Genomic DNA, 13,156 nt, shown 5'->3' with positions numbered 1-13,156 from the left:
TCCTGCTGGTGATGGCACCGGGACCCGTGCGGCCACTGGGTGAACGTCCCGTTCTCGCGCTCCACCAGCAGCGGCCGGCCCTGTGCGAGCACTCCGCGTGGCCGTATGCCGGTCAGGCTCGCGGTCGTGCAGGCGGCGCTCAGGCCGGCGAGGTCGTGGACGATGCCGATGCTGCACAGGGACCGGGTCTCGGCGATGGCCTCATGGTCGCCGCCCGGATGACGACCCGCAGATCGGGTGCGACGGCCCGTGCGGCCACGGCCACGGCGATGTTGTCCAGGTCGTCGGGGGCGACAGCGGCCATGGCCTGGGCCGCGTCGAGGCCGAGCTTGCGCAGCACGAACCTGTCCAGGGTGGCGTCCTCCCACAATGGGCCCATGGGACAGGCCTCGCGGTCCCGACGGGCTGACCGCCTGGACTCATTGCGAAACATCGCAGCTCGTTGCTGTTTTCGTGATGCAGGAAGCCTTGGAGAGGTGGCTTGTTCCCAGGTGTGTCGGACCCGTCCTGTTGTATGGAGGCATGGAGCACACGAGCAACGCGGATCTTCGTACGGCGGCTGACATCGTCCTCGCCCGACTCGTCGGGGACACGACTGGCCGTGCACGACTGCGCGAGGACCAGTGGCGGGCGATCGAAGCCCTCGTCGCAGACAAACGCCGGGCCCTGGTCGTGCAGCGCACGGGCTGGGGCAAGTCCGCCGTGTACTTCGTCGCGACCGCGCTGCTGCGTGAGCAGGGCGCGGGCCCCACGGTCATCGTCTCCCCGCTCCTCGCACTCATGCGCAACCAGATCGAGGCCGCGGCCCGGGCCGGCATCAGCGCCCGGACCATCAACTCCTCCAACACCGAGGAATGGGACACCGTCCAGGCCGAGGTCGCCGCGGGCGAGGTCGACGTGCTCCTGGTCAGCCCGGAGCGGCTCAACAACCCCGACTTCCGCGACAACGTCCTGCCCAAGCTGGCCGCCGCCACCGGCCTCCTGGTCGTCGACGAGGCACACTGCATCTCCGACTGGGGCCACGACTTCCGCCCCGACTACCGGCGGCTGCGCACCATGCTCACCGAACTGCCGCCCAACGTGCCGGTCCTTGCCACCACGGCCACCGCCAACACCCGCGTCACCACCGACGTCGCCGAGCAACTGGGCACCGGGGGCAGCTCCGACGCCCTGGTGCTGCGCGGCCCACTGAACCGGGAAAGCCTCAGCCTGAACGTGCTGGACCTGCCGGACGCCGCCCACCGCCTGGCCTGGCTCGCCGAGCACCTCAACAACCTGCCAGGCTCCGGGATCATCTACACCCTCACCGTCGCAGCCGCCGAAGAGGTCACCGCCTTCCTGCGTACCCGCGGGCACACCGTCGCCTCCTACACCGGAAAGACCGAGAACGCCGACCGCCAGCAAGCCGAAGAGGACCTGCTCACCAACAAGGTCAAAGCCCTGGTCGCCACCTCAGCCCTCGGCATGGGCTTCGACAAGCCCGACCTCGGATTCGTTGTGCACCTGGGCTCGCCCTCCTCCCCCATCGCGTACTACCAACAGGTCGGGCGCGCGGGCCGTGGCGTGGAGCATGCGGAAGTACTGCTGCTGCCAGGCCGGGAGGACGCAGCGATCTGGGAATACTTCGCCTCCCTCGCCTTCCCCTCCGAGGAGCTCGTCCGCCGCACCCTCGACGTGCTCGCCCACTCTCCAAAGCCGCTGTCGCTGCCCGCCCTGGAGCCACTGGTGGAGCTGCGCCGCTCCCGCCTGGAGTCGATGCTCAAGGTCCTCGACGTGGACGGCGCGGTCAAACGGGTCAAGAGCGGCTGGATCTCCACCGGCCGGCCCTGGACCTACGACGCCGAGCGCTACGCCTGGGTCGCCAAACAGCGGGCTGCCGAACAACAGGCCATGCGCGACTACGCCACGACTGTCGGCTGCCGGATGGAATTCCTGCAGCGACAGCTGGACGACGAGACCGCGGCGCCTTGCGGCCGCTGCGACAACTGCACCGGGCATCCCCGCTTCGCGGCGGAGACATCCCCCACCGCCCTGGACGCCGCGCTCGGCGAGCTGGGCCGGGCAGGCGTGGACGTCCAGCCGCGGCGGATGTGGCCCACCGGACTCCCCGCACTCGGCGTCGATCTCAAAGGCCGTATCCCCGCAGGGGAACAAGCCTCCCCCGGGCGGGCACTGGGTCGGCTGACCGACATCGGCTGGGGCAACCGGCTACGCCCCTTGCTCTCACCCCAGACCCCGGACCAGCCGGTACCCGACGACGTGCTGAACGCCGTCGTGGGAGTGCTGGCCGACTGGGCGAAGGGACCGGGAGGCTGGGCCTCCGGCGATCCCGAAGCAGCCGCCCGTCCGGTCGGAGTGGTCACCATGGCCTCACGCACCAAGCCCCGCCTGATCGAGTCGCTCGGCACCCGGATCGCCGAGGTCGGCCGTATGCCCTTGCTCGGCTCGATCACGTACACGGCAGAAGCGGACTCCGTCCGCGTACCACGCTCCAACAGCGCCCAGCGGCTCCGCGCCCTGAACGGGGCACTCGTCGTACCCCCGCAGCTGACCGAAGCCCTGCGCACCGCCGATGGCCCCGTACTGCTCGTCGACGACGCGACGGAGACGGGATGGACACTCGCCGTCGCCGCCAGACTCCTACGCCGCGCGGGGGCCAAAGAGGCACTGCCGCTCGTACTCGCCGTACAAGGCTGACCCCCCACCCCCCAGAAGACACAGCACACAACACGACGCCGACGCACTCAAAGGTGCATTCGTGCATGTGTTGCCAGTACTTCGCCTCGATCGTCTTCCCTCCGGAGGAGCAGGTACGACGCACGCTGGACGCCCTAGCGCAGGCGGGCCGGCCGCTCTCGCTGCCCGCGCTCGAACCACTGGGGGAGCTGCGCCGGTCCCGGCTGGAGACGATGCTCAAGGTCTTGGACGTGGACGGCTCGATCCAGCGGGTCAAGGTGGCTGGATCTCCACCCGCGCCGCTTGGACGTACGACGCCGAGCGCTATGCCTGGGTCGCCAAGCAGCGGACCACCGAGCAGCAGGCGATACGTGACTACGTGGCGACGACCGACTGCCGGATGGAGTTCCTGCGGCGGCAGTTGGACGATGCAGGAGCAGCCCCGTGCGGCCGCTGTGACAACTGTGCCGGTTCGCGGTTCGCCGTTCGCCGTTCGCCGTTCGCCGTTCGCCGTTCGCCGTTCGCCGTTCGCCGACACGATCTCCCCTGCCGCGCTGACTCGGCGCGCGGTGAGCTCGGCCGCGCGGGTGTCGAGGTGGAGCCCCGGAAGATGTGGCCGACGGGCCTGCCCTCGATCGGTGTCGACCTGAAGGGCCGTATCCCGGCCGGCGAACAGGCCGCGACCGGGCGGCGTTGGGACGGCTCTCGAACAGGCTGGGGGCAACCGGCTGCGGCCGATGCTGGCGCCTCAGGCACCGGACGGACCCGTTCCGGACGACGTGGCGAAGGCTGTGATCGCAGTGCTGGCCGACTGGGCGAAGGGGCCCTGCGGCTGGGCCTCGGGGAGCTCCGACGCACAGCCGCGCCCGGTCGGCGTCGTCACCATGGCCTCGCGCAGCCGGCCGCGTCTGTTCCAGTCGCTCGGGGCGCGGATCGCCGAAATCGGACGCCTGCCACTGCTGGGTACCCTGGAGTATGCCGCTGGAGCCGAGGCGGCGCAGGCCTCAGGAGAGCAACAGCGCGCAGCGGCTCAAGGCGCTCGACGGGGCGCTGACCGTGCCGCCCACCCTGGCCGAGGCCCTCGCAGGGGCCCAAGGCCCCATACTGCTCGTGGACGATCTGACCGAGACCGGCTGGACGCTCGCGGTGGCCGCACGCATGCTCCGGAGAACCGGTGCGCAGGTGGTGTTGCCGCTGGTGCTCGCCGTTCGGCGTGATTTACACGTCGGCAAGGAGGGCACTGTTCGGGGATATATGAGACGCATCCCCAGATAGCAGTCAGTGGCCCTGATTGCTCGTTGCCGCAATCAAGTTCGACAGGAAGAATTGGGGGTGCGCCCCGCATGGCCTGTCCGAAGCCCGGTAGGGCCCTGCCGCGGTGCGCTCCCCCGTCCGACCCCGCCCTCAGCATGGGCGCGTAGCCGAAGGGAGGACCGTGACCTTCGGATTCGCTCCGTCCCCGGCGGCATCGATGCCGACGTCCGCCGCGTCCGCCAACTCGCTGGCCCGAATGCTCGAACCCGCCGAGTGGGCCGCCGCGGGGATCCCGCTGTTGCGCAGTCCCCGGGAGGTTGTCAACGGGCTGCATTCCCGGCATCACCCCCGGCCCGCGACCGCCATCGTGGCTGTCCTCGATCCGGAGGAACGGCTGCAGGCGAGCGCCTCGTTCACCCGGCGTCCGGCTCCGGCGGACGGCTGGATGTTCCGCAACGCGCTGCTGGCGCAGCTGCGCCGGGTCATCCCGCATGATCTGCGGCGCCGCACCCCGGTGCGTACGGCCGTGCTGCTCTACTGCCGTGAGGGCGACGCGCGTTGGACGGAGGAGGACGGGGCGTGGATGTGGGGGCTACGGGACGCGTGCACGCTGCACGGGCTGCGCTGCGGGGCGTACATCACGCTGACGGGTGAGGGCTGGCAGGTCCTGGGCGAGGGGCGCGGCGGCCGTCATCCCAACGCGGACTCTGTGCCGGAGTCCTTCGAGTCCTTCGCCACGGCAGAGGCACCCCAGCCGCGCACCGGGGGCGCCGCCTCGGACGTACTGCGCCGCGCGGCGGCCCGCTGACCCGACGAACGACGCCCGGCTGATCGCCGCCAGCAGTCACGGGCGCCTGCCACGCGTGCGTGGAGCCCGGCCGCGACGACGTACCGACGCACGCCAAACCTCGACGGCAACGCACATGAAGCCGTGGCACTGCGACCCTGGCCGCGCCGGTACGTCCCCCCGTACCGGCACACGTCAAACCGTCCACCGTGCACATGCCGCCGCGGCGGCACCCGCCCCCTTCGAGGGAAGCGGGTTCTCAGACCCCTGCCCCCAGCACCGAGTTGATCTTCTGCGGGTCGCCACAGACGATCAGCAGGGCGCCGGCTCGGCCGAGGGCCAGCGGCAGGGCCGTGGCGGCGGCAGCGTCGGGACCGCCGTTGACGGCAACGACCACCACGGGACGGGACGCGACACGACCGGCCAGCGAGGCGTCGGCGTAGAAGACGTCGTCGCCCGCGTCGTGCTGGGCCCAGTACGCGGCCTCGCCGAAGGACAACTCGTGCGCGGCCCACGGATGCGGCTCGCCGGTGGTGATCACCAGCACCTCACCGGGGGCACGGCCCGTGTCGAGCAGCAGGTCGACCGCTTCCTCGGCGGCATCCAGCGCCCCCTCGGCCGAGGCCGGGATCAGCTGGATCTGCGGAGCGGAGGGAGCGGCGGGGGCGGCCGGAGCGGATGGCTCCGGCTTGGCCACAGGCGTGTCGCGCGGCGCACGTTGCGCCGGCGGCATCGGCCGGACGGTACCCGGGCGACCGGGACGCGGCGGGGCCGCGGGACGGGGACCAGGTACGGGACGGGGGGTCGGCGCGGTGCGGCCGTTGGCCGGAGTGGCGCGGGGACCCTGGGCACTCTCGTGAATCTGAGGCTCCTCGGGAATGAGAGGCATGAGCTGATTTTTATCAAACGCCGGTGCGACTCGCCCCGGCGGGTGGCACATGAGTGCGAGCGGAACCGTCAGAAGTCGAGGCCGAGCTGACCTTCGATCTCCGGAACGCTTCCGTCCGCCCAGCTGCGGACCTTCTTGAGGTGCCGCCACTGGGGCAGCGCATCAAGATACGCCCACGAAAGCCGGTGGTACGGGGTGGGGCCCCGCAACTCCAGCGCGGCCTTGTGCACGGGTGACGGATACCCGGCGTTGGTCGCAAAACCGAAGTCTGCATGTTCGATGCCCAGTTCGGCCATCAGTTTGTCACGCTCGACCTTGGCGATCACCGAGGCCGCCGCGACAGCCACGCACGACTGGTCGCCCTTGATGACCGGACGGACCCGCCAAGGAGTGCCGAGATAGTCGTGCTTCCCGTCGAGGATGATCGCGTCGGGGCGAACCGGCATGGCGTCCAGGGCGCGTACGGCGGCAAGCCGCAGCGCGGCCGTCATCCCCAGCTTGTCGATCTCCTCCGGAGAGGCATGCCCCAGGGCGTACGACGTCACCCACTTCGCCAGCTCCTCGGCCATTTCGGTACGCCGCTTGATGGTGAGGAGCTTTGAATCGGTGAGGCCTTCGGGCGGGCGGCGCAACCCCGTGACCGCCGCGCAGACGGTGACCGGACCGGCCCACGCGCCGCGCCCCACCTCGTCGACACCGGCAATGACCTTCGCTCCGGTGGTGGCGCGCAAGGAGCGCTCGACGGTGTGAGTGGGTGCTTCGTACGGCATGGCGGCACCAGAGTACGCCGCCCGGAACCCCATGCGACACCCAGGTTTCTCCGGGCAACCACAGAGGGACTTCAGCCGCCACTCGAACGCGGTGCCGGCATCACGTCATGCCGCGCTCGGCCGCAGCAGCGGAAGCATCAACTGGTCGACCATGGCTTCCAGCTCGTGCTCGTTCCATTCACAGGCGCACACCTTCGAGCGGTACATCATCATCGCCGGCATGGTGTCGAAGACGTACCTGTTAGCAGCCTCGGGTCGCACATCTCCCCGCGCGATCCCGCGGCGAATGATGTCCTCAACGAGCCGAGCACCCGGCTCCACGACCCGCTCGAGGATCACGGTATGGAAGCGCTCGGCGGTACCGAAGTCGCATTCGTAAAGCACCGAACGCAGAGCGAATCCGGGGCGCGAGAACATCACCTCGCGCACCCGGTGGCAGAGGTCCAGGAGTTCTTCGCGCACGCTGCCGAGGTCGGGCGCGTGCTCCAACTCCGGCAGCCCGGACCGGAGCGCGTCGACGACGAGATCCTCCTTGGACGGCCAACGACGGTAGACCGCGGCCTTTCCGGTCTGAGCTCCTGCGGCGACGCCCTCCATCGTGAGGCCGTTCCAGCCGACCGTACTGAGCTGATCGAGCGCGGCCTCGAGGATCGCGCGTTCCAGTACGGCGCCGCGCCGACGCAGGGAAGCCGACTGAGCGGGAGCGGCCGCCAAGCGCGAAGTAGCCATTTGAGTGTCTCCGTTGTGCAGGGGAGCGGGGCTCTCGGGGAAGAGCGAGCGGACCGGTGCCACGACACGAAAGCGATTCAGTGAACGCTTGCGTTCACTGACGGGGACTCACTAACGTTGACGCGGTGAACGCGAGCGTTCACTAACGTACTTGTGGGGGACCCAATAGTGACAACCTCTCAACTGAAAAAGGACCAGAAGCCAGGGGCAGCCCGCCGGGAGGGGCGTCCCGGCATCGCGCTCACCGTCATCGCGGCCTGCCAACTCATGGTGGTACTCGATGCCACGATTGTGAACATCGCACTCCCGCACATTCAAGACGCGCTCAAGTTCTCCACGACCGATCTCACGTGGGTCGTCAGCGCGTACACGCTCACCTTCGGCGGTCTGCTGCTGCTCGGCGGCCGGGCCGGCGACATCCTCGGCCGACGCCGGGTCTTCATGACCGGCATCCTGCTCTTCACACTTGCCTCGTTGCTCGGCGGTTTCGCCCAGGAACCCTGGCAGTTGCTGGCCGCACGCGCTCTCCAGGGCGTCGGTGGCGCGATCGCGTCGCCCACCTCGCTGGCGCTCATCACCACGACCTTCCCAGAAGGCCCCGAACGCAACAGGGCGTTCGGAGTCTTCGCCGCGGTCTCGGCCGGCGGCGGCGCGATCGGTCTGCTGGCCGGCGGCATGCTCACCGAGTGGCTCGACTGGCGCTGGGTGCTCTTCGTCAACGTACCCATCGGCCTGCTGATCGCTTTCCTCACGCCGCTCTACATCAGCGAGTCCGAACGGCATCCGGGGCGCTTCGACATCGCGGGCGCGCTCACCTCGACGGTCGGCATGGCGTCCCTCGTCTACGGCTTCATCCGGGCCTCGGAAGAAGGTTGGCGCGACAGCCTCACCCTCGGGTCCTTCGGGACGGCGGCGGTCCTGCTGCTGGCCTTCGGACTGATCGAGTCCAGGGCCAAGGAGCCGATCACGCCGTTGCGCATGTTCGCCGACCGCAACCGCTCCGGCACGTATGTGATCATGCTGAGCCTGGCCGCGGCGATGTTCGGCATGTTCTTCTTCATCGTGCTGTTCGTGCAGAACGTGCTGGACTACACGCCGATCGAGGCAGGCCTTGCCTTCCTCCCGGTCACGGTCGCGATCGCGTTCGGCGCGGGCCTCTCGCAGCGGCTCCTGCCCGTACTGGGCCCCAAGCCCTTCATGGTCGTCGGCTCGGTGCTCTCCGTGATCGGACTCGGCTGGCAGACCTTCATCAACCCCGACAGCTCGTACGCCGGCGGAGTGCTCGGCCCGATGCTGGTGTTCGGCTTCGGCATGGGTCTGAACTTCGTGACGCTGACGCTCACCGCGGTCTCCGGTGTGGCCCAGCACGAGGCGGGCGCGGCGTCCGGCCTGCTCAACGCCACGCAGCAGGTGGGCGGTTCGCTCGGTCTGTCCATCCTGACCACGGTCTTCGGCACGGCAAGCCGTGACGAGGCGGAGAAGCAGTTGCCCGCGTTCATGGCGAACGCCTCGCCGGAGCAGAAGGCGGAGTTCGCGCAGACGCAGCAACTGCCGGCCCCCTGGGGCAATGAAGTGCTGGCCCAGGGCATATCCACCGCCTTCATCCCGGCTGCTGCAATGGCCGTACTGGCCCTGGTCGTCGCCGCGCTGGTGATCCGGGTCCGCAAGAGCGACCTCGACGCCCTGTCGGGCACCGCAGGACCCGCCGGGGGCTGACGCAGACGAGTGCGCCGGACCCGCGTCTCGTGGACGCCGGTCCGGCCCGCTCTGTACGTTCCGGTGCGTGCCTCAGCGGTACTGGAACTCGTCACGGAGCCGCAGGCACTCGCTCCAGTCCGCCTCGGCCGACAGCGGCCGGTCCTCGAGGATGCCGCGGGCCCTGGCCTCGCCCCAACTGGTGGCGTACCAGGGCTTGTTCTCCTTCTTCAGTTCCCTCGCGATGGGCTCGAGCACGCAGGAGCGAAGCGGCTCCTCAAGCTTGTCGAGGGCCGGTACGGCATCCGCGGACAGGCCGCGCGCGTAGTCGACGTCGAACTTGCCCTCGCCGTCCTTGCTCGTGGCCTCGTACCGCTCGACGTTGCGCTCGGCGACCAGGCCGTCCGGCGAGAGAAGCCCGAAGGCGAGCACACCCGCGGCGGCACTGACCATCACCGCACGCGGCAGCCAGCGGGCGCCCCATACGCCGGCCGCCATGATGAGCACGATGACCAGGGCGAGCCAGAGCTCCACCGTCACCACCGAGATCCTCAGTCGCGTCAGTCCATACGCCTCCACGTACATGTCCATACGCCGCACCGCCGATGCCACGACAACGAGCGTGAGAACACAGAGAGTTCCCAGGACAGCGCGCACCAGCGTCCAGTCGCGCGCCCCGTTCCGCGGGGCCCAGCGCAGGGCGAAGACGATGACGAGCAGGGTGAGCAGCGTGACCAGGAGCAGCTGCCAGAAGCCCTGGCGCGCGTACTCTGCGTAACTCTGGCCGGTCTTCTCCAGCACGGTGTCGTATCCGCCGAACAGGACGGCGAGTTGGACGGCGTTGAAGGCCGCGAAGAGCACGACGAGCACGATCAGAGGCAGCGCCCACTCGACCCTGCCACGCTCCCGGCCCGGGGGCACCTCGATGCAGTCCCACTGAACGGGCGAAGCGGCCGTGTGTGCCGCCGCCAGCGCGCCGACCAGGCCGAGCACCAGCAGGACGAGGTGCCAGGGGCCGCCGGAGACGGAAGTGTCCGGCATGAGGCCGCCGAGCAGATCCGCGAAGGCCGCGTCGGCCCCCGCGAACAGCGCCCCGAAGACCAGCAGCAGAACCGCGGCCACCGCGAGCGCGCGCAGTACCGGGCCCAGGTTGCCGCGGGCACCGCCGAACCGTTCACGCAGGCCTCGCCAGCCCCAGACGGGTCCGGTGAGAACCGAGGTGTACAGGCCGATCGGGCCGAACAGCACTCCGGTCCAGGTACGGCCGCCGTGCAGCGCGAGCGAGCCCGCGGCCACGGCGGTCACCACGGCCAGGAACGTCGGCCAGTCGGCGTCGCGCAGCGCCGGCACGGCCAGCAGGGCGAGGCCGCCGACACCCCACACCAGCGTCCAGCGCCGCGGGCCACGGCCGGCCGCCTGAGCGGCGTAGTACGCGGCGAGCGCGGCCGGAATGGCCACCAACAGGAGGTTGAGGGCCAGTCCGTCGCCGAGCAGGAGCATGCTCAGTACGCCGGTGGCCAGGGAGGCCCAGAGGGTGGCGGGGCGGACGGGTGCCGGGGACTTCGCCTGAAGGTCCGCGAACCACCAGGCGGACTCGGCGACCGGGTAGCCCCAGTCGACGTCCCCTCGGCCCCGGTCGTCCCCGTCGGCATCGCCCTCCGAGGCGGCGTCGCCGGAGTACGACGCGGGGACGGCATCCTCCGGCTCATCGGCAGCGACGGCAGGCTTCTTGGTCAGGGCGGCGGTGCGCCCACTGACAGCGCCTCCCCCTCCTCCGGAGCCCTCACCGGCGCTACCCTCGGCACCCCCTCCAACGTCAGCTCCCGGCTTTCTCGGTTCGGCCTCGGACGGCGTGTCTGACACGGGACCCCCTCCCGACCGGTCCACCGGCGGCTCGCAGCGCGTGGCTGGGCCGGAAGCCAGGGGACCGGTGTCTCGTCGGCGCACGCCCGAGATGATCAACGAGCGGCGTGGCGGACAGGGTATCCGCGGGTAAGCCTGCGCACCGGGGAGCCGGGGCTCTGTGTCAGGTCTGTGACAGTTACGGACGCTCCATCATCCAGCCCGGCAGGGCCTCCGTCCGTTCCGCCCACTCCGCTGGAGGTGCGCCCGCCTTACCGGCGGCCAGTACACCACCCACGATGGCGCAGTTCGTGTCCACGTCCCCGCCCACCTGGGCGGTCGTCCAGAACGCCCGCTCGTAGTCGCCGAGCGAATGTGCGGCCGACCAGAGCGCGAACGGCACCGTGTCGTGTGCGCTCGTACGCCGCCCGCAGCCGAGCACCGCGGCGACCGTCGTCGCGTCGTCGTAGTCGAGCATGTCCCGGGCACGCCGCAGCCCGGCCTCCACAGCGCTGCGCGGCACGAGGGCTATGACGCCGTCGAGCAGTGCCCCGGCGCTGGGCGGACCACCCGGGGCGGCGGCCAGCGCGGCCGCAGCGGCCACGGCCATGGCGCCGGCCACGGCCTCGCGGTGCTGATGCGTGGGGTACGCCGAAATCTCGGCCTGGTGCGTCGCCTGCTCCGGATCGTCCGCGTACCAGGCGCCCAGGGGTGCGATGCGCATCGCGGCGCCGTTCCCCCACGAGCCCTGTCCGTTGAAGAGGGCCGAGGCCAGCTCGCGCCAGTCGCCGCCCTCTCGGATCAACCGCAACAGACGGTTGACCGCTGGCCCGTAGCCCCGGTCGAAGTCGTGGTGCTCCGCGAAGGAGCGGGCCAGTCCGTCCTGGTCGATACGGCGGTGGGCGGCCAGAACGGCCACGACGGAGCAGGCCATTTCGGTGTCGTCGGTCCACTGCCAGGGGCCGGCCGGCAGGGCACGGCGCTTGAGCAGCGGGTAGTTCTCGGGCACGAAGAACTGCGAGCCCAGCGCGTCCCCCACCGCGAGTCCGCCCAGGGAGGCCAGGGTGCGGGCCAAGCGCCCGTCGAGAGAGGAGTCAGCGGTCATCGCCCTGCCAAATCTGTCCGGTGACTCCGTACGGTTTCGGATCACGCCAGCGGTCGAAGGGCCGGTCAAGTGTGTACTTGCCGTCCTCCCCGAGAACGAGCATCCGCATCTCCCCGTTCCCGGGATTCACCAGGCACTCGAACTCCGCGACCGACCAGTGGAACCAGCGCATGCAGAACAGTCGCATGGCCAGCCCATGAGTCACTATGAGCACGTTCGGCGGATGGTCGGGCGCCTCGAAGCTGCGGAACAGGCTCTCCAGGAAGCCGCCGACCCGGTCGTACACGTCGGCGCCGGACTCCCCTTGCGCGAAGCGGTAGAAGAAGTGCCCGTACGCGTCGCGGTACGCCTTCTGCTGGCGTACGTCCTCCCGGTCCTGCCAGTTGCCCCAGTCCTGCTCGCGCAGCCGCGGCTCCTCGCGTACACGCACCAGTTCTGGGTCTAGATGGAAGGCGCGGAACGTCTCGTGCGTACGGCGATATGGGGAGACGTAAACGCTTACGCGCTCATGGCCGAACACCTCCCGCAGCCGCTTGCCCGTCTCTTCCGCCTGCTGCCATCCCGTCTCGGTGAGGGCCAGTGCGTGGTCGGGTTCGCGTTCGTACACGGTGTCATCGGCATTGCCCACCGACTCGCCGTGCCGGACAAGGACGATGCGCCGTGGTCGTGCCATGCCAAAACCCTAGATCGGATCGGAGCGGATCGAGCACTCGTACGGGCTCCATAAGGCGGAGATCACACAACTGTGACCGCTTCAGACCGTCCGCGACCGCTTCAGACCGTCCAGCTCGGCTCCAGCTCCACGATGTCGCCGGCGAGGGCCGCCACGTCCGCCTCGATCTGGGCCCGAAGGGCGAGCCGCTCGACGCGCTCGGTGCGGTACTTGCCGTGCTCGGCGGCCGACTGCCACATCGACAGCACCAGGAACTCATGACCGGGCGCCTCACCGAACAGCCCGCGCACCATGCCGGGAGAGCCGGCCATCGCCGGGTTCCACACCTTCTCCTGCATCAACGCGAAGTGCTCGGCCCTCTCCTCGTGGACGCGGCAGTGCGCCACCCGGACCAGGTCGGCGTCCGTGAAGCGCGGCTCGAAGCCGGTCTTCACATCGAAGCGGTGATCGAAGAGTTTGATGTGTGGATCCTTGAAGGTGCCGGACTGCGCGGCGGCCAGCCGGTCATGGGAGCGGGCCATGAAGGAGTCGTAGAACGCACGGCTCTCCCAGAAGGCGAAGATATGGGCCACTCCGGGTCGCCCCCGACTCCAGCCCCCACCCTGCCCCCGGAACCCCGGCTCCCCCAGAAGCCCCGCCCATTTCCGCTGCCCCCGTTCAAAACCGCGGCGGTCCACCACGGTGCAGCGAATCCACTTGACCAGCACCGCGCCATCGTAAGGCCACAGAACGTGGC

11 protein-coding genes and 1 pseudogene are annotated in these 13,156 nt (G+C 69.9%); 4 read left to right on the top strand and 8 right to left on the bottom strand.

The genetic code is table 11. The annotated features are described in order from the left end of the window. Positions 1-139: 139 nt before the first annotated feature. A complete protein-coding gene (locus tag ACGFNK_RS37795) occupies positions 140-379 on the bottom strand; it encodes an NAD-binding protein (protein ID WP_393423424.1) in 240 nt (79 codons plus the stop codon). 143 nt (positions 380-522) lie between these two features. Between ACGFNK_RS37795 and ACGFNK_RS37790 the strand changes: the two genes are divergently transcribed. From ACGFNK_RS37790 to ACGFNK_RS37780, 3 genes and pseudogenes are all read left to right on the top strand, one after another. Then, positions 523-2,697, top strand: coding sequence for a RecQ family ATP-dependent DNA helicase (locus tag ACGFNK_RS37790; protein WP_393423422.1), 2,175 nt, complete (start codon positions 523-525; stop codon positions 2,695-2,697). A gap of 74 nt (positions 2,698-2,771) precedes the next feature. Continuing rightward, positions 2,772-3,888: pseudogene (locus ACGFNK_RS37785) on the top strand (recombinase RecQ); the annotation flags it as partial. 223 nt (positions 3,889-4,111) lie between these two features. Beyond that, on the top strand, positions 4,112-4,738 hold the full coding sequence (locus tag ACGFNK_RS37780; protein ID WP_393423420.1) for a hypothetical protein: 627 nt from the start codon (positions 4,112-4,114) through the stop codon (positions 4,736-4,738). Positions 4,739-4,976: 238 nt separating this feature from the next. Here ACGFNK_RS37780 and ACGFNK_RS37775 read toward each other — a convergent pair whose 3' ends face one another. From ACGFNK_RS37775 to ACGFNK_RS37765, 3 genes are all read right to left on the bottom strand, one after another. Continuing rightward, complete coding sequence (locus ACGFNK_RS37775; RefSeq protein ID WP_393423418.1) at positions 4,977-5,606, bottom strand: hypothetical protein; 630 nt, start codon at positions 5,604-5,606, stop codon at positions 4,977-4,979. A gap of 68 nt (positions 5,607-5,674) precedes the next feature. Continuing rightward, complete coding sequence (locus ACGFNK_RS37770) at positions 5,675-6,376, bottom strand: ribonuclease HII (protein WP_393423416.1); 702 nt, start codon at positions 6,374-6,376, stop codon at positions 5,675-5,677. A gap of 105 nt (positions 6,377-6,481) precedes the next feature. Beyond that, the gene (locus ACGFNK_RS37765) at positions 6,482-7,105 is read right to left on the bottom strand and encodes a TetR/AcrR family transcriptional regulator (RefSeq protein ID WP_393423414.1); all 624 of its coding nucleotides are present in this window, start codon (positions 7,103-7,105) and stop codon (positions 6,482-6,484) included. 168 nt (positions 7,106-7,273) lie between these two features. Here ACGFNK_RS37765 and ACGFNK_RS37760 point away from each other — a divergent pair, with 168 nt between their 5' ends. Further along, positions 7,274-8,821: an MFS transporter gene (locus tag ACGFNK_RS37760; protein ID WP_393423412.1), complete on the top strand. Its 1,548-nt coding sequence runs from the start codon at positions 7,274-7,276 to the stop codon at positions 8,819-8,821. Between the two features lie 72 nt (positions 8,822-8,893). Here ACGFNK_RS37760 and ACGFNK_RS37755 read toward each other — a convergent pair whose 3' ends face one another. The 4 genes from ACGFNK_RS37755 to ACGFNK_RS37740 form a co-directional block, all read right to left on the bottom strand. After that, on the bottom strand, positions 8,894-10,663 hold the full coding sequence (locus ACGFNK_RS37755; RefSeq protein WP_393423410.1) for a DUF4153 domain-containing protein: 1,770 nt from the start codon (positions 10,661-10,663) through the stop codon (positions 8,894-8,896). A 178-nt stretch (positions 10,664-10,841) separates the two neighbouring features. Next, positions 10,842-11,747, bottom strand: a complete 906-nt coding sequence (locus tag ACGFNK_RS37750; protein ID WP_393423408.1) for an ADP-ribosylglycohydrolase family protein — start codon at positions 11,745-11,747, stop codon at positions 10,842-10,844. Then, complete coding sequence (locus ACGFNK_RS37745) at positions 11,737-12,420, bottom strand: histidine phosphatase family protein (protein WP_344393338.1); 684 nt, start codon at positions 12,418-12,420, stop codon at positions 11,737-11,739. The genes ACGFNK_RS37750 and ACGFNK_RS37745 overlap by 11 nt, the downstream gene beginning before the upstream one ends. A gap of 101 nt (positions 12,421-12,521) precedes the next feature. Beyond that, entirely contained in the window at positions 12,522-13,127 is a 606-nt protein-coding gene (locus ACGFNK_RS37740; protein WP_388686312.1) for a YdbC family protein, read from the bottom strand. Between the last annotated feature and the right edge of the window lie 29 nt (positions 13,128-13,156).

This window comes from Streptomyces sp. NPDC048825 (assembly GCF_043198355.1).
Lineage (GTDB): Bacteria > Actinomycetota > Actinomycetes > Streptomycetales > Streptomycetaceae > Streptomyces > Streptomyces xiangluensis.
The sequence above is the reverse complement of the archived record's forward strand: the minus strand, read 5'-3'. Positions and strand labels throughout refer to the sequence as shown.